Annotated in this window: 20 protein-coding genes, 1 other RNA gene and 1 other annotated feature; of the genes, 19 read left to right on the top strand and 2 right to left on the bottom strand. The window is 37.8% G+C overall.

Going from position 1 to position 23,472, the window contains the following annotated elements; translation table 11 throughout:
* The first annotated feature begins 42 nt into the window (after positions 1 to 42).
* The 18 genes from ACDF53_RS08690 (at position 43) to ligA (ending at position 21,684) form a co-directional block, all read left to right on the top strand.
* Positions 43 to 996 (top strand): bile acid:sodium symporter family protein, encoded by a 954-nt coding sequence (locus ACDF53_RS08690; RefSeq protein ID WP_370816049.1) that lies wholly within the window; start codon positions 43 to 45, stop codon positions 994 to 996.
* Positions 997 to 1,153: 157 nt separating this feature from the next.
* Positions 1,154 to 1,359 (top strand) — a binding site (T-box leader).
* 49 nt (positions 1,360 to 1,408) lie between these two features.
* The gene (cysS, locus tag ACDF53_RS08685; RefSeq protein WP_060924285.1) at positions 1,409 to 2,857 is read left to right on the top strand and encodes a cysteine--tRNA ligase; all 1,449 of its coding nucleotides are present in this window, start codon (positions 1,409 to 1,411) and stop codon (positions 2,855 to 2,857) included.
* A complete protein-coding gene (locus ACDF53_RS08680; RefSeq protein WP_105089262.1) occupies positions 2,847 to 3,323 on the top strand; it encodes a Mini-ribonuclease 3 in 477 nt (158 codons plus the stop codon). Before cysS ends, ACDF53_RS08680 begins: the two co-directional genes overlap by 11 nt.
* 1 nt (position 3,324) lies before the next feature.
* Positions 3,325 to 4,056 carry a 23S rRNA (guanosine(2251)-2'-O)-methyltransferase RlmB gene (gene rlmB / locus ACDF53_RS08675; RefSeq protein WP_004697367.1) on the top strand — a complete coding sequence of 244 codons (732 nt, stop codon included), beginning with the start codon at positions 3,325 to 3,327 and terminating at the stop codon, positions 4,054 to 4,056.
* A gap of 2 nt (positions 4,057 to 4,058) precedes the next feature.
* Positions 4,059 to 4,592, top strand: a complete 534-nt coding sequence (locus ACDF53_RS08670) for an NYN domain-containing protein (protein ID WP_156718951.1) — start codon at positions 4,059 to 4,061, stop codon at positions 4,590 to 4,592.
* A 72-nt stretch (positions 4,593 to 4,664) separates the two neighbouring features.
* Positions 4,665 to 5,339 (top strand): RNA polymerase sporulation sigma factor SigH, encoded by a 675-nt coding sequence (sigH, locus tag ACDF53_RS08665; RefSeq protein WP_105089260.1) that lies wholly within the window; start codon positions 4,665 to 4,667, stop codon positions 5,337 to 5,339.
* 5 nt (positions 5,340 to 5,344) lie between these two features.
* Positions 5,345 to 5,581, top strand: coding sequence for a preprotein translocase subunit SecG (secG, locus tag ACDF53_RS08660; RefSeq protein WP_004695991.1), 237 nt, complete (start codon positions 5,345 to 5,347; stop codon positions 5,579 to 5,581).
* 55 nt (positions 5,582 to 5,636) lie between these two features.
* Positions 5,637 to 8,000: a ribonuclease R gene (rnr, locus tag ACDF53_RS08655; protein ID WP_370816046.1), complete on the top strand. Its 2,364-nt coding sequence runs from the start codon at positions 5,637 to 5,639 to the stop codon at positions 7,998 to 8,000.
* A gap of 8 nt (positions 8,001 to 8,008) precedes the next feature.
* Positions 8,009 to 8,479, top strand: a complete 471-nt coding sequence (gene smpB / locus ACDF53_RS08650) for an SsrA-binding protein SmpB (protein WP_004697155.1) — start codon at positions 8,009 to 8,011, stop codon at positions 8,477 to 8,479.
* A 153-nt stretch (positions 8,480 to 8,632) separates the two neighbouring features.
* The gene (locus tag ACDF53_RS08645) at positions 8,633 to 9,133 is read left to right on the top strand and encodes a hypothetical protein (RefSeq protein WP_370816044.1); all 501 of its coding nucleotides are present in this window, start codon (positions 8,633 to 8,635) and stop codon (positions 9,131 to 9,133) included.
* Complete coding sequence (locus ACDF53_RS08640) at positions 9,133 to 9,864, top strand: 6-carboxyhexanoate--CoA ligase (protein WP_370816043.1); 732 nt, start codon at positions 9,133 to 9,135, stop codon at positions 9,862 to 9,864. The genes ACDF53_RS08645 and ACDF53_RS08640 overlap by 1 nt, the downstream gene beginning before the upstream one ends.
* Position 9,865: 1 nt before the next feature.
* Positions 9,866 to 11,026, top strand: a complete 1,161-nt coding sequence (bioF, locus tag ACDF53_RS08635) for an 8-amino-7-oxononanoate synthase (protein ID WP_370816041.1) — start codon at positions 9,866 to 9,868, stop codon at positions 11,024 to 11,026.
* A gap of 173 nt (positions 11,027 to 11,199) precedes the next feature.
* Positions 11,200 to 11,541, top strand: a transfer-messenger RNA (tmRNA) gene (ssrA, locus tag ACDF53_RS08630).
* Between the two features lie 397 nt (positions 11,542 to 11,938).
* Positions 11,939 to 13,066 carry an efflux RND transporter periplasmic adaptor subunit gene (locus ACDF53_RS08625; RefSeq protein ID WP_370816040.1) on the top strand — a complete coding sequence of 376 codons (1,128 nt, stop codon included), beginning with the start codon at positions 11,939 to 11,941 and terminating at the stop codon, positions 13,064 to 13,066.
* Positions 13,067 to 13,080: 14 nt separating this feature from the next.
* On the top strand, positions 13,081 to 16,263 hold the full coding sequence (locus tag ACDF53_RS08620) for an efflux RND transporter permease subunit (protein WP_370816039.1): 3,183 nt from the start codon (positions 13,081 to 13,083) through the stop codon (positions 16,261 to 16,263).
* Positions 16,264 to 16,418: 155 nt separating this feature from the next.
* Complete coding sequence (locus tag ACDF53_RS08615; RefSeq protein WP_370816038.1) at positions 16,419 to 17,360, top strand: manganese-dependent inorganic pyrophosphatase; 942 nt, start codon at positions 16,419 to 16,421, stop codon at positions 17,358 to 17,360.
* Between the two features lie 104 nt (positions 17,361 to 17,464).
* Entirely contained in the window at positions 17,465 to 19,654 is a 2,190-nt protein-coding gene (gene pcrA / locus ACDF53_RS08610; protein ID WP_370816037.1) for a DNA helicase PcrA, read from the top strand.
* Positions 19,655 to 19,680: 26 nt separating this feature from the next.
* Positions 19,681 to 21,684, top strand: coding sequence for an NAD-dependent DNA ligase LigA (gene ligA / locus ACDF53_RS08605; protein WP_370816035.1), 2,004 nt, complete (start codon positions 19,681 to 19,683; stop codon positions 21,682 to 21,684).
* A gap of 211 nt (positions 21,685 to 21,895) precedes the next feature.
* On the opposite strand, the gene ACDF53_RS08600 is transcribed toward ligA, so the two are convergent.
* Both ACDF53_RS08600 and ACDF53_RS08595 read right to left on the bottom strand, forming a co-directional pair.
* Entirely contained in the window at positions 21,896 to 22,420 is a 525-nt protein-coding gene (locus ACDF53_RS08600; protein WP_370816034.1) for a hypothetical protein, read from the bottom strand.
* A 26-nt stretch (positions 22,421 to 22,446) separates the two neighbouring features.
* Positions 22,447 to 22,974 (bottom strand): hypothetical protein, encoded by a 528-nt coding sequence (locus ACDF53_RS08595; RefSeq protein ID WP_227720394.1) that lies wholly within the window; start codon positions 22,972 to 22,974, stop codon positions 22,447 to 22,449.
* 206 nt (positions 22,975 to 23,180) lie between these two features.
* On the opposite strand from ACDF53_RS08595, the gene gatC reads away from it, so the two are divergent.
* Entirely contained in the window at positions 23,181 to 23,471 is a 291-nt protein-coding gene (gene gatC / locus ACDF53_RS08590) for an Asp-tRNA(Asn)/Glu-tRNA(Gln) amidotransferase subunit GatC (RefSeq protein WP_295216830.1), read from the top strand.
* The last annotated feature ends 1 nt before the right edge of the window (position 23,472 follow it).

Genomic DNA, 23,472 nt, shown 5'->3' with positions numbered 1-23,472 from the left:
CGGCGTCTTTTATTTTTATTTATTATGAAAGTGAGTGCTTTTATGAGTATTATTCGTTCTCTTAATCACTTATTCAATAGCTATCTTTCATGGATCGTGCTATTGATGGCAGTGTTAGCGTATTTATTACCAACTGTATTTTCTTGGATGACACCGTACATTGCGTACATGCTTCAATTTGTTATGTTTGCCATGGGGTTAACATTAACAGCACAAGTTTTCCTTGATGTATTTAAGCAACCAATGAAGGTTATTCTTGTATCTGTTATCCAATTCTTATGGATGCCATTGGCAGGTTTCTTGGTGGCTCTTATCTTTAATTTCCCGCCGGAAATTGGTATCGGCTTCATCTTGTTAGGTGCATGTCCTGGCGGGACAGCTTCTAATGTTATGACATTCCTTGCGAATGGTAATGTTCCTTTATCTGTATCTGCAACGACTGTTTCTACATTATTGGCTCCGATTTTGACACCTTTATTCGTTGTACTCTATGCAGGTGCTACATCTTCCATTGAAATTCAATTCATGCCGATGTTTATTTCTATCGTAAAAATCGTATTGGTACCAATCATCTTGGGTATCGTATTGAATTACTTCATCGGTTCTAAAATCGAACTTGTTAAATCTGTATGTCCTACAATTGCGGCTATTGCAGTATTGTTAATCTTGGCTGCTGTAACTGCAGTAAACCAAAAACAAATTGCTGAAACTGGTTTCATCATCTTCGTAGCTTGCTTGGTACAAAATGTGAGTGGTTACGTAGTAACGTACTTCATTTGTAAGGCCCTTAGCATCGATATTTCTTCCCGTCGTGCGATGCAAATTGAAGTGGCAATGCAAAACTCTGCATTATCCGTATCTTTAGCACTTAAACACTTTACACCCCAAGCAGCAGTAGCAGGTGCAGTGTTCTCTATCATCCATAACTTTACAGGCTCTATCTTTGCAGGTATTTGCCGTAAACATGATGATCAAGAAAAATTAGAAAATGCTTAATAGGTAATACTTCGTCCTCATCTTTCAAATTATATAGTCGAAATACGCATGTATCATAGGCTAGCAGGATATGTTGAAAGGTGAGGATTTTCTTGTTCTCATTGACATTCTATAGGATAATTGATACAATATTTACATATCTGAATATAGATGATTACTAATAGCTGAGACTGAAAGAAGTACTCTACAACTAACTTTTTAGCGAGAACCGATGGTGGGAGGGTTCAAGGATAGGTAGACGAAATGCATTCACGAGCTGACACTCCGATTATAGGTAGGTTTGTCCGGTGACGCGCCGTTATGCGATGAGTGGGTACTACATTGGTACCTAACAGAGTGGAACCGCGGACCATCGTCTCTGTATGAGATGAGGGGTCTTTTTTATTTTACGAACATGGAGGCATCGGTAACGATGAGAGAAATTACAGTTTATAATACTATGACGCGCCAAAAAGAGGTGTTTAATCCTGTAACACCAGGTGAGGCAAAGATGTACGTATGTGGTGTTACACCATATAACCATCCTCATATTGGCAATGCACGTCCATTCGTAACATGGGACGTAATTCGTCGCTATATGAAACATGTAGGCTATAAAGTAACATATGTACAAAACTTTACAGATGTAGATGATAAGATCATCAATACATCTAATGGTGAAGGTGTATCCTGGGATACTATTGCAAACCGTTATATTGATAGCTATTTTGAAGTAATGGATGCACTTGGTGTACAACGTGCTGATATTTATCCTCGTGTTTCTACACATATCGAAGACATTATCGCTATGATTTCTACATTGATTGAAAAAGGCTATGCTTATGAACTCGATGGCGATGTATATTATAGCGTTGATAAATTTGAACATTATGGTGAGTTATCTGGCCGTACATTAGATGATATGGAAGCCGGTGCTCGTATCGAAGTTGATGGCCGTAAGAAAAATCCTATGGATTTTGCATTATGGAAAGCAGCAAAACCAGGTGAACCATATTGGGAAAGTCCTTGGGGTAACGGTCGTCCAGGCTGGCATATTGAATGTTCTGCGATGAGCCAAAAATATTTAGGTACAGAATTTGACTTCCATGGTGGTGGTAGCGATTTGATCTTCCCTCATCATGAAAACGAAATTGCTCAATCTGAAGGTTGTTCTGGTCAACATCCATCTGTACGCTATTGGTTACACAATGGTTTTATTACTATTAATTCTGAAAAAATGTCTAAATCCTTGAATAACTTCTTCTTGGTAAAAGATATTTTAGAACAATATAGTCCAGATGCATTGCGCTACTTCTTGTTGAGTACACATTATCGTAGTCCATTAGATTTCTCTGATGAACGTTTAGAAGAAGCAAATAAATCTTTAGAACGATTAAGCACTGCTATTGAAAATCTATTGTACCTTGAAAAATGTGAACCAGGTCCATGTGATGAAGCGCAACACTTATTAGAAAAAGCTAAAGAGTATGAAGAAGAATTCGAAGCAGCTATGAGCGATGACTTCAATACTGCGTTAGCAACATCTAGCATGTTCGGTCTTGCTAAAGAGATCAACATTTACTATCAAGCTGTAACAGGTCGTGAAGGTGTTGTTTGCCAAGAAGCTATTGCTGAAGTAAAACGTATCTTCAAGTTCATGACAGAAGTAATTGGTATTCTTGAAAAAGCATGGGAAGGCAACACAGGTGCTAACGCTGCTGAATATGAAGAATTAATGCAAGTGATCTTGTCTGTACGTCAAGCATGTCGCGATCAAAAACAATGGGCATTAGCTGATTGTATCCGCGATCGTTTGGCTGAAATCGGTATTACCATTGAGGATTCCCCTCAAGGTGCACGGTGGAAAAAACGTGAAGTTTAAACAATTTCAATTCTTAAAGAATGAAGCAATAAAAAAGTTGACGGCTCTTGAACAAGAGCCGCTTCGTTTGCGTAAACGAACTATTGAGGAGTGCCTCAGTGCAGATGCAGTTATGCTTGCCTATATTGGCGATGCCGTATACTCCATGTATGTTCGTGAACGAGTAGTACAAATGAATATATCCAAGGTACAAGTGTTGCACACCATTGTTACTGAGTTTATTTGTGCTAAGTCACAAGCGAAGGTATTGCTTGAAATAGAGGATACTTTCACAGAACAAGAACAAGCTATTGCAAGACGTGCTAGAAATAGTAATGTAAATGTGCCTAAAAGTAGTTCTGTTCAAGAGTATCGTAGTAGTACAGCCTTTGAAGCCGTACTTGGATTTCTTTATGAAACGCGTCAAGATGAGCGCTTACAAGATGTTATGAAGCAAGCCTTTTCAATAACTCTACGAGGTATGTAGTATGGATAATTATATTGTAGGTCGCAATGCGGTTAAAGAGGCCCTTAAAAGTGGTCGTTCCATCCAGCGCATTATGGTCAGTGAAGATAAGGTTAAAACAGGTCTAGCTGATATTGTTGGCCTTGCTAAATCTCAAGGCATTGAAGTGCGTCCAACACCTATCAAACAAATGAATAAATATGATTTAGAGGTACCACACCAAGGTGTTATTGCTCTTGTTTCTGCTGTTCAATTTAAGGAACTCGGTGAAGTACTACAAGAGACGAATCATGATGTCCCTTTGCTTATCCTAACAGATGGTGTTGAGGATCCACATAACATGGGCGCAATTATCCGTACTGCGGAATGTGTAGGGGCTACGGCCGTACTCATTCCTAAGCGTCACAATGCTCCTATTAATGCTACCGTAGCTAAAACATCGGCAGGTGCTATTGAACAAATTCCACTTGTACAGGTTGGGAATGTAGCTCAAACTATTAAACAACTTCAAAAACAAGGTTTTTGGGTTATGGGCGCTCATATGGAAGGTGATCGTACCTTATACGAGGCGGATATGACAATTCCTACAGTTATCGTTATCGGTAATGAAGGTAAGGGCATTAGCCGCGTTGTGAAAGAGGCTTGTGATTTCCTCGTTACCATCCCTATGTATGGGAATTTAAATTCTTTGAATGCATCTGTTGCAGCCGCCGTTCTTATGTATGAAGCGGTTCGTCAACGACAAGCGAAATAATTATGTTAAAAGATATCTTAATTGTAGATGGATATAATGTGATATTCGCCTGGACTCATCTAAAGAAATTGGCTCATGAGTCATTAGAACATGCCCGTATGGAGCTTAGAGATAGATTGTTAAACTACGGAAAATTCAAGGGATACGAAGTTATCCTTGTGTTTGATGGTAAATATACAAAGTCTGGCGGTTCTGTAGAGGCTATTACGAGCGGATTTCTTGAAGTCTATACTGAGGATGGAGAGACGGCGGATTCCTTTATTGAACGAGAGGTATTTTTGCGGAAAGGCAAATATACCAATGTATATGTTGTAACCTCTGATGGAGCTGAACAAAATCAAATTCTCGGATCTGGTGGTTTACGGATTCCAGCTCGAGAATTACAAAATATGATTCGCATGGCTAAGGAAGAGGAACGACTACAATACGCTCATGAACATAGACGAGATCAATTTAGCTTGCGACGTAATGAAGTAGGAGGTTTATTATCTCCTGAAGTAGCTGAAAAGCTAGAGAAGTTACGCCGTGGCCATTGATAGTTGAAAATCACATATACTTCCAGTATAATGAATATATTGGTTTTTCTGCTCAATTGTAAGGAGGAGCATATGAACAGCATTCATACACGCAAGTCCGATTACAATTTCAAAGAAATGACTGATGAGCAAGTTGTGGTCATAGCTCAAGAAGAGCAAAATGAGTTTGCAATCGATTATATTGTTAATAAATATAAAAACTTTGTTCGTGCAAAGGCACGCTCTTACTTTTTAGTAGGCGCTGATCGTGAGGATATCATTCAAGAAGGAATGATTGGCCTCTATAAGGCTACGCGAGATTTTAAACATGATAAGCTAGCGTCCTTTAGAGCTTTTGCAGAGCTTTGTATAACTAGACAAATTATTACGGCTATTAAGTCGGCAACAAGACAAAAACATGCGCCTTTAAATTCCTATGTATCGTTAAATAAACCGGTATATACAGAGGAATCAGAGCGTACGTTGATCGAGATGCTATCCTCAGCAAAGGTTACCAATCCTGAGGATCTTATTATCAGCCAAGAGGAATTGGATGATATTGAGCGTAATATTGGTCATATTTTAAGTGAACTCGAGTGGGAGGTCTTGGAAGGATATCTAGACGGACGTTCTTACCAAGAAATGGCTGAGGTCACAGATCGCAGTGTCAAATCTATAGACAATGCGTTACAAAGGGTTAAACGTAAATTAGAGAAGTATTTAGAACATCGGGTTTTGGATTCTCCAAGAGCCACACAGGAAGGATGACAGTCGTGACAAATTTCTTAATGATTGTAGAAGTTATTGTATCTATCTTATTAATCGTAGTAGTTGTTGCACAGAATAGCAAAAACGCAGGCATGGGTGGTGCTGTTTCTGGTGCGGCAGACTCTTCTTTTGGTGGTAAGCAACGCGGTTTAGACGCTTTCTTATCTAAATGTACGATTATATTGGGGATTATCTTTGCTGTGTTGAGCTTAGTGTTAGGGGCAATGATTAATCAATTCTAATGATGAAAGCCTGCTTTGCAGGCTTTTTCTTTTTTCAGAATAAGGAGGTGAAGATTTGAAGAAGAAAGTATTAGACTTTTATAAATCTATACAACCACATGCATATCATATTGAAGATGCTGCTATGGATAATCACATTCGAGGTGGTAAGGATCTTGAGATGTTTATTCGTTCAGCCAAAATGCTTGCTCGAGAAGGGGTGCTAACATCTTCTCGACCTGATGTATATCAATATGCAGAACAACAACATGAAGAATATGAAGGTATTTATAAGGGCTATCGTAAGTCGTATGGCTTTGTGATCATGCCTGATGATGAAGATATATATGTAGCAGAACAAAATAAAGGGACTGCTATGCACAATGATAAGGTTCGAGTTCGCGTCGTACCTTCTAACTATACAAAGCATAAACGAGAAGGCGTCATCGTTGATGTTATTGAACGAGCTAATAAAACGATTGTAGGTACCTATGACCGACAACAACATTTTGGCTTTGTTATCCCTGATGATGAGCGTATAGGGACCGATATCTTTGTAGATTTAAAATATACATTAGATGCACGTAGTGGCGCAAAGGTACTAGTCAAAATTACAAAATGGCCGGAAGGTGATAAAAAGCCAGAAGGTATTATTACTGAAATTCTTGGCTATAAAGGTGATGTAGGCCTCGATATTAACTGCATCATGGCGAATCATAAGATTCCATTTAATTTCCCAGACGATGTCATTAAAGCTAGCAAAAAAATTGATACTGTGATTCATGAGGATCCTGATCGTTGGGACCTTCGTGATGTACAAATGGTTACTATCGATGGGGAAGACGCAAAGGATTTAGATGATGCTGTGAGTGGTCGTAAATTGCCAAATGGTAATTATGAATTAGGTGTACATATTGCAGATGTTAGTCATTATGTAACATCTGGGCAACCTATTGATAATGAGGCTTACAAACGTGGTACATCTGTATATTTAGTTGATAGAGTAGTACCGATGTTACCAGAGGTTTTATCCAATGGCATTTGTAGTTTAAATGCTCATGAAGACCGTTATGCCATGACGTGTATGATGGAAATTGATCATACTGGTAAGGTTGTACATTATCGTATTCGACCATCTATTATCCATGTAGGCCGTCGTTGTAGCTATAAAGAAGTGTATAAGGCGTTGGAAGAAAATATTATTCCTGACGATTTACAAGACTTTATGCCTATGCTTCGCGATTTAGCAGAAATCTCTAAAATTCTTAATGCAATGCGTCGTCGTAGAGGTGCATTGGACTTTGATTTTCCTGAGTACAAGGTATTACTTGATCATGATGGTACACCGTTGCGCATCGTAAAACGAGATCGCACCATGGCAGAACGACTTATCGAAGAATGTATGCTCATTGCCAATGAAACAGTGGCTACACATTTAGAGCATACACACCGTACATCGGTATATCGTATTCATGAGAATCCTAGTGAGGAAAAACTAGATTTATTCCAAAAGGTGCTTAATTATTTAGGTCAAAACCTAGTTCTAAGTACTGATGGTGTGACACCACGAGATTTCCAAAAAATCTTAGATGTAGTAAAAGGGCAAGATATTGAGCAAGTAGCTCAAATTATGACCTTGCGTTCCATGCAGCAAGCTAAATATAGTACCAACAATGTGGGTCATTTTGGCTTGGCATCTACATGTTATACGCATTTCACATCTCCTATTAGACGATATCCTGACTTAATGGTTCACCGCCTTTTAAAAGCGGATATGCATTGGAAAAATGACTATTCTAAACGCGATGTAGATGAAGCCTTCTTGGTGGGGGCTGTAGAACATTCTTCTTTACAAGAACAAGTTGCTACAGAGGCCGAACGAGATACGGTAGATCTTAAAAAGACGCAATATATGGTTCCATTTGTGGGAGAAGTCTTTGAAGGAACTATTTCTAGCATTACATCCTTTGGGATGTTTGTAGAGCTAGAAAATGGTATCGATGGTCTTGTGCATATGAGCATGATGAACGATGATTACTATTTCTTCGATGAAGAACATTTTGTGCTTGTAGGCAAGAGAACAGGTAAAACCTATCATTTAGGTGAAAAGGTAACTGTTACATTAGTAAAAGCCGATGTAGAAAAGAAACAAATCGACTTTGTACTAGGTGAAGTCAATAATCTAATGGCTATACAAGAACAATTGCGCAATGGTTCTGACTATGCAACTAGTCGCGATAGCTTTGGTAGTCGTAAAGATCGTAAATCTTCAGGCAAATCCAGTAAAAAATCTTCACGACGTGATAGTAATAAATCTGGTCATTCTAGATACGATGCTTTCAGTAAAAAATCTAGTAAAGGTAAATCAAGTCGTAAGAAGTCTACTAAAACGACTAAGCGTAGTCAATCTAAGAAATCTAAAAGTAAACGTAAACGATAGAGGTATATATGGCAAAACAATCTAGTCCATCTCTTATTGCTGATAATCGTAAGGCCCGTCATGATTTTAATATTCATGAAACTTATGAAGCAGGCATTGCTTTGACAGGTACTGAAATTAAATCCATACGCCAAGGTAAACTGAACTTAAAGGATAGCTTTTGTCGTATTGATAAAGGCGAGCTTTTGTTGTATGGCGTTCATATCAGCCCATACGAACAGGGAAATCGTTTTAATCATGAACCTGAACGAACTCGCAAATTGTTGATGCATAAATCTGAAATCAATAAACTGCATGCTCAGGTTAAGGAGAAAGGATTCTCTTTAGTGCCGCTCAATTTCCATTTCAGTCATGGTTATGTAAAGGTAACCGTTGGTCTTGTAACTGGTAAAAAGCTGTATGATAAGCGTCAAGATATGGCAGAACGCGATGCTAAGCGAGATATTGCTAAGAGACTTAAAGAACAACAAAAATATTAAAATAAAGAAATCGAGTCATAATGGCTCGATTTTTTTTTGTGATATTTGTCAACTTACTCTGTATTTTTAGTTGATAAATATGTATATTGAATTTATAATGTAAACAAAGAGTCGTGTTTGTGGTTGACATTTTCTAAGTAGAGGAGAAACATCATGAATCAGAACATTCGGTACATTACTGAGGTCGCTATTTTAACTGCTATGATTACTGTATTAGGGGCTATTAAAATACCTAATGTCATTCCAGGTATAGAGTTTCAATTATCGGCCCCGTTGGCGGTAGCAATATGTGCTGTATTCGGATTTAAGAAGTATATTATTAGTGGATGTCTATCTAGTTTAATCGGCTTAGCGCTAGGTACTCAAACTATATTAAATGTTATGATTGCTATGCAATTCCGTCTTATTGTAGGTTTAATCCTTTGGATGTGCCATAATCACTTAATCGGTATTATGATTTCAGGTCCAATTGCATCTGCCTTAGCGCGGTTAACCTTGTCCGTATATATTGGTAAAGCCGCATTACCTATGGTTGCATTAGCAGTACCTGGCATGATTTTTACAGTCATTATGGCTCCAGTATTTGTAAAAGTATTCCGTAAAATTCACAGCCATGCACATCAAAATAATATTATAAAAGGTAAGGTATCATAATGAATGAATTATATAGTGTACGCATGCGTGCAGCGCAAGGTGGTCCCCATGAAAAAGGGGGCCACCATATTTCTGGTGCAGAGCGTATCGTAAAATTAGAGGAAGTTGGAGCTATAGCACAATCCTTAGCTGAACGTGCACTGCATCACAGCAAAGGAACTGCTGATTTTATAAATATTACAGTAGATTTAATTCCACAGGAGAAGATTTCCTATATAGACTGTCTAAGGGTAGAGGAACATAAAACTGGTAGCATTCCTGAATCCCATCAATTGGCAACGGAACTTTTACAAGGTACCACTATTACTGAAACTGCTGTTAGAAAAGCTATCGGTATGTTAAAAAATTTAGATAGATCCATGCGCGGCGCTATGTTAGTGGATGCTATTTCGGGTGAACGCTTAGATGAAGGCAATCGCGGTGTACGTGTGAGTCATATGGACTCCTTTGACTCTCATGCATTAGGTGACAATGAACATATGAGGGAGGCTTTAGTATTGGCCTCTAAGGTTCAATCCGCAGAGGGTGTTGTTGGTGAATTATGTTGGTCTGATGATCCAGATTATACAGTAGGCTATGTGGCTTGTAATGGTGTATATCATCGAATTCCTCATATGAAAGAATTAGGGTCTAATATAGGGGGACGGGTTTTCTTTGTACGGTCTGATATAGATAGTGAAAGTGTAATCGAGTATTTGGAGAGTGCTCCTGTACTTGTTCAACGGAGATAACATGTACGAATTTTTTAAAGAGCAATTAGATGCTAAGGAACAGAATCATAATTTACGAACCTTAAAAGAATATTGTCCTATAGATGCAGTGCGAGTTAAACGAGATGATAAAGAATATTTAATGATGGCTTCAAATAATTATTTAGGCCTTACCTTTGACTCCCGTGTAATAGAAGGGGCTCTGAAAGGAGCTCAACAATATGGTACAGGGTCTGGTGGATCGCGCCTCGTATCTGGTACGTTTCCATTATTTACTGATCTTGAAAATGAATTAGCAAAATTTAAGAATACTGAAAAAGCCCTCGTATTTAATACAGGTTATATGGCCAATGTAGGAACTATTTCTGCTATAGCTGATAAACATACCATCATTTTTAGCGATGCTTTAAATCACGCTAGTATTATTGATGGGTGTAGATTGAGTAGAGGAGCAGTAAAGGCTTATAGCCATTGTGATGTAGACGAACTAAAGTATTTATTAAAGCAAGTAGATCGTAATGCAAGAAAGCTTATTGTCACAGATGGTGTATTTAGCATGGATGGGGATATTGCACCGCTTGATAAACTATATGAATTAAGCCGTGACTATAATGCATTGCTCATGGTAGATGATGCTCATGCAACAGGAACAATTGGTAATGGTCATGGTACGGCTGCTTATTTTAATTTAGAGAAAGAGATAGATATTCAACTCGGTACATTGAGTAAATCCTTAGGATCTGTTGGTGGTTATATAGCTGCAAATAGCACTATCATAGATTATCTCGTTAATACGAGTCGTAGCTTTATATTCTCCACCGCATTATCTCCTGCAGATATAGGAGCGGCCCTGGCTGCATTACATATTCTTGAGACAGATGCATCTGTTTTAGGGCGTTTACAAGAAAATGTAAACTATATGGCAGATAAATTAACTTCTATGGGAATTGATGCGACCAATGAAACGCCAATTTTCCCAATTCTAATCGGAAGTAATGAAGATACACTGGCAGTATCTGATTATCTATATGAGTCTGGAATTATTGGAACAGCTATTCGTCCACCTACTGTACCTATTGGTGAAAGTAGAATTCGATTGACCGTTACAGCAGCTCATAATAAAGAACAAATTGATTATGTATGTCATACATTGCATAAAGCGATGAAACAATTAAATTTATGATAGTACATAATATATCTAAAAAAGATAGTATTAAAAGAATTCCATTTGATTGCTTAAGTAGTCAATATTAGATAAGTTGAGTAGTCTAACAATAGTGAATATATCTGAACTGTGAAGGTCTCATATAATTGACAGTAATACTAAATAGGCTTATAATTATTAGACCAACGCACGGGGATGTAAAGGTTTCGACAGGGGTGCGTGTGGTATAGATAGCGAGTCGGCGTTCCATGAGGCCGTTAAACGGTGGGAAAACATTTAAACGCAGAAGAAAATTTTGCATTAGCTGCATAAGCTACGTCCCTCATACTTGTGCCTACCAAGTGTGAATGGACGTCAAACCGTAGGCTGGCTTAATTCAGTTGTTCATATGAATTAGGCGAGACAATATGAACTGGGGTTGTGTAGCTTGTCTGTGAGCGGTAGCAACCTGAGATCTAAATCATAGACTGTGCTCGGAGAAGTCTATATGGCAACACTTTTGGACAGGGGTTCGACTCCCCTCATCTCCACCAAATATTAAAGCTAAAGCTAGAAGAGGCGTGATTACTGTACAAACGCAGTAGTTACCTAATCTTCTAGCTTTTTTTAGTGTTCCTATATGTTTGCTTAAATACGTATTTATTCGCTTGAAATTTCCCCTTTATTTCCCCTTTATTTCCCCTTGATTTCCCCACGGAGCACAGATATTTAATTAGAAAATGTGTACACAAAGAATCTAAAATGTCAATAATTTTTATCGTTTTGATTGTGCACAATGAATATGAATTTGATCAGATTTTATCTATGTTTTATAAAGGTGTAAGGGTATCGAAAAAATTGACTTTGTCTATAGAATCCTGTAAAATATATAAAGATATATATGTAATTATGACACATAGATGATTAGTTTCGTGTAAAGGAGTACAGATAATGAAGTTCCGTTATTCCCGTATGTTAGCGGCTCTCGTTGTATCCGCTGTAATGGTTGCTGGTTGTGGCAGTAATCAACAGCAAGCAGGCGACGTGAGTGTCAATGCATACAAAATTACTGCAAGTGATGCACAGGTAAATCAAACCTATGCTGGTACAGTAGTTGCAGAAAACTCTGTAGCTGTACATGCTCGTGTATCTGGTTACGTAGTTGAAAAATTTGTTAAAGGCGGGGAGCAAGTTGTAGCTGGCCAGCCATTATATCGTATCGATTCTCGTCAATACGAAGCTACTCTTGCTAATGCAGAAGCACAAGCTGCTCAAGCTAATGCAAACTATAAAAATGCTGAAGTAGACCTTAATCGTTATGAAACATTAGCTCAACAAGATGCTATTGCGCAACAACGTGTAGATACACAACGCAGTACTGTAGAACAAGCTAAGGCCGCTTATGAAGCATACGAAGCATCCGTAAAAATTGCTCAAGATAACTATGGCGATACAATGGTATATGCACCATACTCTGGTACATTACGTATGGATGATATCGATATGGGTACATTTGTACAAGCAGGTTCTACAACATTAGTAACTATTGATTCTATCGATCCTATCTTTGTTGAATTTAGTATGACAGAGCAAGAATATCTTGACTTCATGAAAAATCCAACTGGCGATGATTCCAATGGTCCAAATATTCAATTAAAACTTGCTGATGGTGACACTTATAACCAATTTGGTACTATTGTTCAAGCCGCAAAAAGCCTCGACCAATCTACAGGTAAGCTTGTGTTGAAAGCGTCCTTCCCAAATCCTGATCATTTGTTGTTGCCAAATATGTTTGCTACAGTAATTTCTCCTGGTCAAAAACTTAAAAATGCTATTCTTGTTCCTAGTCGCGCTATTCTTCAAATTATGGATAAAAACTTTATCTTTGTTGTAAATGCTGATGGTGTAGTAGAACAAAAAAGTGTTGAAGTTGGCGGTACAAGTGGTAGTGATACAATTATTAAAGCCGGTTTAGCACCTGGAGATACAATCATCGTTGATGGTTTAACTAAGGTTAAAAACGGTGCGAAGGTTAATGCTAAATTGCTTTCAAAAGAACAATTAAAAGCTACAAAATAGAAGGGGGCTAGATCGTGTCGAAATTCTTTATTAATCGACCTATCTTTGCCATTGTAATAGCCATTGTTATTACCTTGGTAGGTCTCATTTCTATGATGAGCCTTCCGATAGCTCGATATCCACAAATTTCTCCACCTACAGTTCGTGTAAACACTGCTTATACAGGTGCAACGGCTCAAGTTGTTAATGATACGGTAGCCAGTGTTATTGAAACACAAATCGTAGGCGTACAAGATATGGACTACATGACATCTAGTAGTTCTAGTAACGGTAGCTACTCTTTGACAGTTCAGTTCAATCAAGGTACAGATGCTGATATGGATACGGTTAATACTCAAAACCGTGTTCAAGCAGCACTTGCTCAATTGCCTGCAGAGGTACAAGCAGTTGGTGTTACAACTACTAAATCTTCTGGTGATATGGCGATGGTATTCTCCTTAAGCTCACCTAATGGTACGTATGATTCTACATTCTTAAAGAACTATGGTACCAACTATATGATGGATACCATCAAAGCTATTAAGGGTGTAGGTTCTGTACAAGAGTTCGGTTCTGACTATGCTATGCGCATTTGGTTGGATCCTGCCAAAATGCAAAACCTTGGTGTTACTATTTCTGAAGTAACGACAGCTATTAAGGGGCAAAACTTACAAGCTGCAGCCGGTACGGTAGGTCAAAATCCTACTAATGGGGAACAAGCATTCCAATATCCTATCAAAATTGAAGGTCGTCTTGTGACACCTGAACAATTTGGTAACATTGCTATTAAAAGTTCCAATGGTAAGGTGTTGCATCTAAAGGATGTTGCACGCATTCAAATTGGCGCTAAAGGGTATGACTTTATTGCTAAGTCAGCTCATAAAGAGGTAGCAGGTTTTGCTATTTCCCTTCAAAATGATGCCAATGCATTAGAAACTATTGCTAATGTTAAGAAGGTATTGGATGAACAATCTAAATCCTTCCCACCAGATATGCAATATAACGTAGTTGTAGATAATACAAAATTCGTTAGTGCCTCTATCAATGAGGTAGAGCATACATTTGTAGAAGCATTGCTACTCGTTCTTATTGTAGTGTATGTGTTCTTGCAATCTTGGCGCTCTACAATTATTCCTATGATTGCTGTGCCAGTATCCTTGCTAGGTACATTTGGGGCGTTCGTATTATTAAATTTCTCTATTAATACATTGACACTCTTTGCGATGGTACTAGCTATCGGCCTCGTAGTTGACGATGCTATCGTAGTAGTAGAGGCTGTTGAATACGAATTAAAATATAATGGCTTACCTCCTAAAGAGGCGGCTATTAAAGCGATGGAAAATGTACAAGGACCTGTAATTGGTATCGCCTTTGTATTGGTAGCGGTATTCGTACCGGTTGCCTTCATGGGTGGTATGACAGGTATCCTTTACAAACAGTTTGCTTTAACAATCGCTGTATCTGTTGTTATTTCTGCGATTGTCGCTCTTGTTTTGACACCAGCTCTATGTGCTACGATGTTAAAACCTCACACACCAAAAGAACGTGAAGACTGGGTACATCGTCAGTTAAACAAATTTAATGCAGCTTTAGAGCGTTTTAGCAATTGGTATGGTATCCAATTGGCTCGTTTAAGCCATCGTTTGAGCTTAACTGTTATTGCATTATTAATCTTTGCTGGTGGTACAGGTTTAGTATTCCACTTCTTACCAACATCCTTTGTACCTGCAGAGGATAGTGGTTACTACATGATTGCTGTTAATGAGCCACCTGGTGCTACATCTGAACGTACTATGGCGACCCTTGAAAAAATTGCCTCTTTCTTAGAAGGTAAAAATGATCCTGAAAAGCCTAAAGATGAGCAATTATTCCAAGAGGTATTTACTGTAGCAGGCTTTGACCTTTTAGGGAATGGTCAAAAATCTAGTGCTGGTGTAATCTTTGCTACTATGTCTGACTGGAAGTATCGTACAACTCAAGCAACATCTATTAATGCAATGGTTGGTCAAACATTTGGCTTTGCTGCTAAAGGCGTACCAGAAGCAACTGTAGTTGCTTTGAATCCACCATCTATTCCAGGTTTAGGGGCTACAGGTGGTTTCAGCATGTACCTTATTAACAAAGCTGGTGACAGCCCACAAGTTATGGCGGAACATGCTAATGAATTCTTAGCAGAAGCACGTAAGAGTCCAGCAATTCAATCTATTTACACTACATTTGAAACATCTACACCATCCTTACAATTTGATGTGAATCGTGAAAAAGCGGCTCAAGATGGTGTGGCATTAGCTGATATCTTTACTACATTGCAAGGTTTCTATGGTAGTATTCAAGTCAATGACTTCACTACATATGGTAAAAACTATAAAGTAGTAGTTCAAGCTGAAGACGCTTACCGTCAAAATGCAGAACAGCTTAATATGCTAGCTGTTCGTAATAGCAAGGGCCTTATGGTTCCAGTATCTAACTATATTACGAAGGAACAAACTGGCACACCATCTAGTATTACTCGTTTTGATAATGCAATGGCTGTACAAATCGGTGGTTCTCAAGCGAATGGTTATTCCTCTGGTGATGCTATTAATGCATTGAAAGAGGCGGCAGCTAAAACTTTACCAGCCGGTTATACATATGACTGGGCCGGTCAATCTCGTGAAGAGTTGAAAGCTGGTTCTCAAACCATCATGATTCTTGGTTTAGGTCTAGTATTTGTATTCTTAATCTTGGCCGCCTTGTATGAATCTTGGAAGGTTCCATTTGCCGTATTGTTCTCTGTACCATCTGGTATGATTGGTGCTTCTTTAGTTCCATTCTTGTTGAACTTTACAGGTAGATATTCCTTAGCTAACGATATTTATATGCAGATTGGTCTTTTAACCTTAGTAGGTTTGGCTGCGAAAAATGCGATTTTGATCATTGAGTATGCTAAGATTCGTGTTGACGAACGTGGCATGAACGTTGTTGATGCTGCTATCGAAGCTGCAAAAATTCGTTTGCGTCCAATCTTGATGACATCCTTTGCATTTATCCTTGGTGTATTGCCATTGGCAGTATCTTCTGGTGCTGGTTCTGGTGCTCGTACATCCATGGGTATTACTGTAGTAGCAGGGATGACAACAGCAACATTGTTTGGTATCTTTATCATTCCAATGCTGTTCATCATCATTGAAACACTTGGACCTGGTTTGTTTACAAACCGCAAAAAAAATCACGACTAATCATTTACATTAGATAATTTTGTAGAATGACAAAAACACGTCACTACTTAGTAGTGGCGTGTTTTTTTATATAATTTATGATATAATAATATAGTTAAAAATCGGATTGACGTAAGTCGATATTAAGTATGAAATTTATATAAAAGAGGTATATTATGAGTGATGTAAAAACATATGTAGCAGGTCATAAAAGCCCTGATACAGATTCTATTTGTTCTGCTATTTCCTTTGCTAATTTCTTAACACAAATGGGTACACCAGCTACTCCAGTATGTGCAGGTGAAGGAAATAAAGAAACAACATATGTATTGAATCATTTTGGTTTTGAACACCCACAAATCGTTAAGAATTGGGAAGAGTTTGCTCCAGAAGGTGGCAACTTATATTTAACAGACCATAACGAATCCAAACAAATCATCGATGGTTATAAATCCATGAATATGTGTGGTGTTGTAGATCATCACCGCATTGGTGATTTTGAAACTGATGGTCCTGTATTCATGCGTTTAGAACCAGTAGGTTGCTCCAATACAATCATTACTAAATTGTACATGGAAAACAATCAAGAAATTCCTAAAGATATTGCTGGCTTGATGTTATCTGCTATCATTTCTGATACTGTATTATTCCGTTCTCCAACATGCACAGAAACAGATAAAGAAATGGCCCATAAATTGGCTGAAATCGCTGGCGTTGACATCGAGTCTTATGGTCTTGATATGTTAAAAGCTGGTGCTGATATTTCTGATTTGACTAACGATGATATCGTTCGTACAGATATGAAAGAATTCTCCGAAGCAGGTAAAACGATTTCTATCGGTCAAATTTCTGTAATGGATACAACAGATGTATTGGCTAAACAAGCTGAGCTTGTAGCTGCACTAGAGGCTCTTCGTACTGCGAATAACTACGATGCATCTTACATCATGGTTACAAACATTCTTGATGAAAGTACTACATTGTTATTCAGCGGTGATGTAGAAGCTGTAGTAACAAAAGCATTTGAAAAAGAAGTTAAAGACAATGGCGTATTCTTGCCAAATACTATGTCTCGTAAAAAACAAATCGTACCACCAATTCTTGGTGCTATGAAATAGTATAGTAGTATACAAAGGGAAAAGAACGTTGCTTGCAACGTTCTTCTTCTCTATTTATATGATTATGAAATTATAGTATATGTAAGGGCGATAGGGGTGTTCCGATGAATTCATTATTAACAGGTTTAAATAAAGAGCAACAACAAGCCGTTCAACATACGGAAGGCCCTTTATTGATTTTAGCCGGTGCCGGATCTGGTAAAACAAAGGTTTTAACAGTTCGTATTGCACATTTATTGGCTCAAGGTGTCAATCCTTATGAAATCTTGGCGATTACTTTCACCAATAAAGCGGCAAAAGAAATGAAAAGTCGTGTAGAAGGCTTAGTAGGCGATGTAGCTAATCGAATTTGGCTCAGCACATTCCATAGCTTCTGTGCGAAATTCTTGCGTTTTGAGCTAGATAACTTCTTAGGTTATAACAGTAACTTTACAATTTATGATACATCTGACTCTCAAGCGGTTATCAAGGCTGCATTAAAGGCATTAAACCTCGATGATAAATATTATCCTGTAGGTGCTATGATCGCTGCTATCTCAGATGCAAAGAATAAATTGCTATTTGCCTCTGATTTTAGAAAGCAAGCACGGGACTTTTACCAACAAAAGGTAGCCGATGTATATGAATATTATGAACGGGAATTACGCAAAAATAATGCCTTAGACTTTGATGACCTTTTGCTGGTGGCAGTAAAATTATTACAATCTAATGAAGCTGTTCTAGATAAGTATAGTAAGCGTTTTCGTTATGTCATGATCGACGAATATCAAGATACGAACCATGCCCAATATTTATTGGCTAAATTATTAGCATCTCATTGGAAAAATATTGCCGTTGTAGGTGATGCTGATCAAAGTATTTACGCTTGGCGTGGTGCAGATATTCAAAATATCTTAGACTTTGAAAAGGATTATCCGAACTGTACATCTATTAAGTTGGAACAAAACTACCGTTCTACAAAGATTATTCTTGATGCAGCCAATGCAGTAATTGAAAATAACGAAGGTCGTCCTAAGAAAAATTTATGGACAGATAAGACAGAAGGGACTAAAATTCAGCATTTTACGGCTCAGTCTGAACATGAAGAAGCTGCTTTCATTGGCGATACTATCGCTAAAAAGCACGATATTCATGGTGTATCATATGGTGATATGGCTATTTTGTACCGTACAAATGCTCAATCTCGTGTGCTTGAAGAAGCACTCATCAAACGGGCTCTGCCATATACGATGGTAGGGGGCACAAAGTTCTACGATCGTAAAGAAATTAAGGACGTTTTGGCATATCTACGTGTGTTATATAATCCATTCGATGATTTGAGCTTATTGCGCATCATCAATGTACCTAAGCGTAGTATTGGTGCTACTACTGTAGCTAAACTACAAGACTATGCTCGTGCAAACGGCACATCCTTGTTCATGACATTAACACAATTGCATCTAGTAGATACGATTAAGGGTAAAACAAAGGAAAAGTTAGAAGAGTTTGGCATTCTTATCTTTACTCTTGTAGCTGAAATGGAAGATAAAACGGTACTCGATATTTTAGAGGCTATTCTAGATAGAACTGGTTACTTGGCTCAGTTGGAAGAAAGTACAGATCCACAAGATCAGGCTCGCGCTGAGAATATTGGTGAACTTTTATCTGTAGCTAAAGACTTCCAAGATACAAATCCAACGGGGACTGTTGAGGATTTCTTAGAGCAAGTAGCCCTCGTTAATGATGTTGACTCCTTCGAGCAAGAAGAGTCTAAAGTGACCTTAATGACATTACATGCTGCGAAAGGTTTGGAGTTCCCAATCGTATTCTTAGGAGGCTTGGAGGAAGGTTTATTCCCACATAGCCGCACCTTGATGAACCCTGAGGAAATCGAAGAGGAACGTCGTCTTGCCTATGTAGGTATTACTCGTGCTGAAAAGGAATTATATATTTCTAATGCTACTACGCGTACCGTATTTGGACGTACTAGTAGTTATTTGCCATCTCGCTTTATTGATGAAATTCCTGAAGAATTAGTAGATGGTTTACGTGCTAAACGAAAAGTTCCTGATGATATTAAGCGCCATGTACCACAACATATGAGTGTTACTAGCCGCCCTGTCACAAAACCAATTGTTCGCAATGAGGTGATTGCAGACTGGAAAGTTGGCGATACAGCTATTCATAGTAAGTGGGGCAATGGGAAAGTAATCAATGTTGCTGGCGAAGGGGCTGGCATGAAGCTAACTATTGAGTTTCCAACCCAAGGTGTACGTGTGGTAATGGCTAAATTTGCACCTGTTAAAAAGGGGTAATTGTTTTCTGTATAAAAGGATAGAAGATGAATCCGAAAGATAGAATTAAAGAGTTACAACAAGAGCTGACTCATGCGCAGTATTTATACTATGTAAAAGATGCTCCTACAATGAGTGACTTTGAATACGATAAAAAATATCGAGAGCTCGTTGATTTAGAAACAGCTCATCCTGAATATATTGTGCCATCTTCCCCAACACAACGGGTAGGCATGAAGGTGGAAGGCTCCTTTGAAAAGGTCGTTCATGGCCGCCCTATGTTGAGCTTATCTAATGTATTCAGTGCTGATGAAGTGCGTGCGTTCGCGAATCGTGTAGAAAAGGAATTGGGTCATAAGCCTTCTGCTTATGTAGTAGAGCTTAAAATCGATGGCTTAGCTGTCAATTTGCATTATGAAAATGGCATGTTTGTACGTGCTGTAACACGTGGTGATGGTCGCGTTGGCGAAGATGTTACAGCCAATGTGCGGACTATTAAATCCATTCCTTTATACCTCGAAAATGCACCTGAATTTATCGAGGTTCGCGGTGAAGCCTACATGCCTCATAGCGAATTTAAACGCATTAATGAAGAACGTGATGAAGAGGGCTTACCAACCTTTGTAAATCCTCGCAATGCAGCAGCAGGTTCTTTACGTCAACAAGATCCAGCGATTACGGCTAGTCGTAATTTAGCATTCTTTGCCTACGCAATCGGTTCTGAAGTGGGTGCCAATATTCATAGCCAAGAGGAATTATTACAAAGCTTAGAAACGTTTAAGTTTTCTGTAAATCCTCATTATCGCGTTTGTGTAACAATTGACGAGGTAATCGAGGCTATTAATTATTGGGGTGAAAAGCGTCATGAGTTGCCTTACGACACAGACGGTATGGTAATTAAGGTTAATAGTTTTGATGATCAAGAGGTACTTGGCAGTACTGCTAAGGACCCTAAATGGGCAACAGCGTACAAATATCCTCCAGAAGAGGTGGAAACCGTTCTTAAGGATATCACTATCAATGTAGGGCGTACAGGTGTTCTTACGCCAACAGGCGAGTTGGAATCCGTATTTGTATCCGGTACGAATGTAAGTCGTGTTACATTACATAATCAAGACTTCATCAATGAAAAAGATATTCGTATTGGTGACCATGTCATCATTCACAAGGCAGCCGAGATTATTCCAGAGGTTATCCGCGTAGTCCCAGAAAAACGAACTGGTTCTGAAGTGCCTTTCACAATTCCTAATACATGTCCTGTATGCGAATCGCCTACAGTTCGACGTGAAGGTGAAGCCGCTGTTCGTTGTACGAATAAACATTGTCCTGCCATTGAAAAGGAACAAATTATTCATTTTGCATCTCGCGATGCTATGAATATCGATGGTCTCGGGCCTAGCATTGTAGAAAACCTAATCAATAACAAATTAATCACCAATGTTGTTGATTTATATCATTTAACAGTAGATCAATTAGTTACTATGGATCGGATGGGTAAGAAATCTGCAGAGAATTTGGTGAAAGCCATCGCAGACTCTAAAACTCGTGGATTAGACCGCGTATTGTATGGCCTCGGTATTCGCCTAATTGGATCTAAGGCAGCCGGAACAATTGCAAGTGTTGTGAAATCTATGGAACGATTCATGACTATTACTAAGGAAGAACTCGTTGCAGTAGAAGAGATTGGTCCTACAATGGCAGATAGTATCGTTGAATACCGTCAAGATCCTGCTCATGTAGAGATCATTGAAGGTTTAACAGCGGCAGGACTTAAGATGACTGTAGATGTTGTTGAAGCAGCAGGCAACCAAATGGAAGGCGAAATCGTCGTTCTCACAGGTAAACTTGAAGTTATGGGCCGCAGTGAAGCTGGTAAGATTCTTGAAGCTCATGGGGCTAAGGTGACAGGTTCCGTCTCTAAGAAAACAACCCTTGTTATTGCTGGCGAAGACAGTGGTAGTAAGCTTACTAAAGCAAATGAATTGGGTATACGAGTTATGAACGAAGAAGAGTTTGTAGAACTCTTACGCGAACTGGGTGAAGATATTTAATTTTTTGATGGGGCCCTGTTATATTAGTGTTAACTAGTAAAAAAGAAATTACTATACCTGCTTGCTCCGTCCTACGTAATGTCGCTGCACAGGTATAGTAATTTCTTTTTATTACATTTGGTATAAAGTAGTCCCATCAAAAAATTAATTTCCTTATAAAAAGAAACCCCAATAATCATGATATTTTGATCACGATTATTGGGAAACATAATTAGAACTTTTGATGTTTATCTGGTGGATTAAAGTATTCATTATATGAATTATAAAATGAGAACATAGCAGCTGTATATGCTGGAGATAAAAGAGCTGGAGTTGTTATATTTCCAGAATAAGGTGTTGTGGATAATACGTTACCAGAAAAATCATATGTTGGCATAGAATTAATCTTATGTTTTATACCTGCATATTTTAAGATTCTATTAGTAAACTCTGCTTTGTTCTTACTTTTTTCTAAAGTTGAAGTTACATTCTGGCTGTAGTCGAAGAAATAAGTACTATTTATTTGTGCTATTGCACTTTTGCTATAATCAACTAAATATAGAGATGAGTTTATGACATAATATGGAGGTGCATATCTTATAACATTGATACTACTAATATCTACGTATCCATCTCCTCTATTATCTGCATAGATGTATTTGAATCTTGTTGGATTATCCCTTATTTCTTGAAGTGAAATGGCATTAGTGGTGATAGGAAATAGTATTAATAATATATAGAAAAAGATTTTAATCATAGGATTAATACACTCCTTATAAGTTATTAGAATTTTTGAATTTTTGATGGAATATTAAAATAAGTATTATAAGATTTATAAAACGAATACATAGCGGATTCATATGCAGGCGATAATATTTTTGGAATCTTTGCCGATTCATTTCTTAAAATTGGACCTTGATATACCTCCCCGTTATAATTAAATATAGTTATTTTATTGGTTTTATATTTGATACCAGCGTATTGTGTGACTTGACTACCAAACTCTTGCTCTGAGTGCGTTTTTTCAAGTAAAGTTGATATGTTATTGTTATAATCATAAAAATATGTATTATGCAATTCGGATAGAACATTATATTCATAAGATACTAAATATGATGTAGAGCTTATGACATAGTACGGTGGTGCATATCTAATAACATTAATAGTATCATTATCAACATATTGATCACCTGAACTATCTGAGTATACAAGTTTATATTTGGTAGGATTATTTCTTAATTCGTTTAATGATATAGCATTTGACGTAAGTGGTATTAGAATAAATAGTACTAATAATAAAAGTTTAGTCATGTATATTACCTCTTAAGCAAAGTTGTATTATATGTCTATATATTATTACTTTAATGATATATATACTAATGTAAAAATACAAGCAAAAGAACTGACAAATTTTGTTTATAATATTTATAGTTTAACATTAAGCATAGATATGTTAATTTCTTTGAAAATAACACATCTATGCTTTATAATAAGTAATTATGAAAGGATGTGTTCCGATGAAAATCAGCCAAGAGGAAATTAAAAAGATCGCCTTACTTTCACGATTGGAAGTTAAGGAAGAACATATGGCACATGTAGAAAAAGAGTTATCCGATATCTTGACTTATGTTGCTGAACTAGATGCATTAGAGCTTAATGATGTAGAACCAATGGCTCATGCAGTACCATTGAACAATGTATTTAGAGAGGATGAAACAAAACCATCCTTAGACCATGATTTAGCTTTGTCCAATGCTCCAGAAGCAGAGGATGGGTACTTTAAAGTACCTCGCGTTGTACAAGAATAGG

The sequence above is a fragment of the Veillonella sp. genome (genome assembly GCF_041333735.1).
In the GTDB taxonomy this organism is placed as follows: Bacteria; Bacillota; Negativicutes; order Veillonellales; family Veillonellaceae; genus Veillonella.
This window is presented reverse-complemented; position numbering and strand designations above follow the sequence as displayed.

What these genes read in the sequence shown, in the direction of transcription:
- ACDF53_RS08690 (WP_370816049.1), top strand. Translation starts at nt 43, where the DNA reads ATGAGTATTATTCGTTCTCTTAATCACTTATTCAATAGCTATCTTTCA.
- cysS (WP_060924285.1), top strand. Translation starts at nt 1,409, where the DNA reads ATGAGAGAAATTACAGTTTATAATACTATGACGCGCCAAAAAGAGGTG.
- rlmB (WP_004697367.1), top strand. Translation starts at nt 3,325, where the DNA reads ATGGATAATTATATTGTAGGTCGCAATGCGGTTAAAGAGGCCCTTAAA.
- ACDF53_RS08670 (WP_156718951.1), top strand. Translation starts at nt 4,059, where the DNA reads ATGTTAAAAGATATCTTAATTGTAGATGGATATAATGTGATATTCGCC.
- sigH (WP_105089260.1), top strand. Translation starts at nt 4,665, where the DNA reads ATGAACAGCATTCATACACGCAAGTCCGATTACAATTTCAAAGAAATG.
- smpB (WP_004697155.1), top strand. Translation starts at nt 8,009, where the DNA reads ATGGCAAAACAATCTAGTCCATCTCTTATTGCTGATAATCGTAAGGCC.
- ACDF53_RS08645 (WP_370816044.1), top strand. Translation starts at nt 8,633, where the DNA reads ATGAATCAGAACATTCGGTACATTACTGAGGTCGCTATTTTAACTGCT.
- ACDF53_RS08640 (WP_370816043.1), top strand. Translation starts at nt 9,133, where the DNA reads ATGAATGAATTATATAGTGTACGCATGCGTGCAGCGCAAGGTGGTCCC.
- bioF (WP_370816041.1), top strand. Translation starts at nt 9,866, where the DNA reads ATGTACGAATTTTTTAAAGAGCAATTAGATGCTAAGGAACAGAATCAT.
- ACDF53_RS08625 (WP_370816040.1), top strand. Translation starts at nt 11,939, where the DNA reads ATGAAGTTCCGTTATTCCCGTATGTTAGCGGCTCTCGTTGTATCCGCT.
- ACDF53_RS08615 (WP_370816038.1), top strand. Translation starts at nt 16,419, where the DNA reads ATGAGTGATGTAAAAACATATGTAGCAGGTCATAAAAGCCCTGATACA.
- pcrA (WP_370816037.1), top strand. Translation starts at nt 17,465, where the DNA reads ATGAATTCATTATTAACAGGTTTAAATAAAGAGCAACAACAAGCCGTT.
- ligA (WP_370816035.1), top strand. Translation starts at nt 19,681, where the DNA reads ATGAATCCGAAAGATAGAATTAAAGAGTTACAACAAGAGCTGACTCAT.
- ACDF53_RS08600 (WP_370816034.1), bottom strand. Translation starts at nt 22,420, where the DNA reads ATGATTAAAATCTTTTTCTATATATTATTAATACTATTTCCTATCACC.
- ACDF53_RS08595 (WP_227720394.1), bottom strand. Translation starts at nt 22,974, where the DNA reads ATGACTAAACTTTTATTATTAGTACTATTTATTCTAATACCACTTACG.
- gatC (WP_295216830.1), top strand. Translation starts at nt 23,181, where the DNA reads ATGAAAATCAGCCAAGAGGAAATTAAAAAGATCGCCTTACTTTCACGA.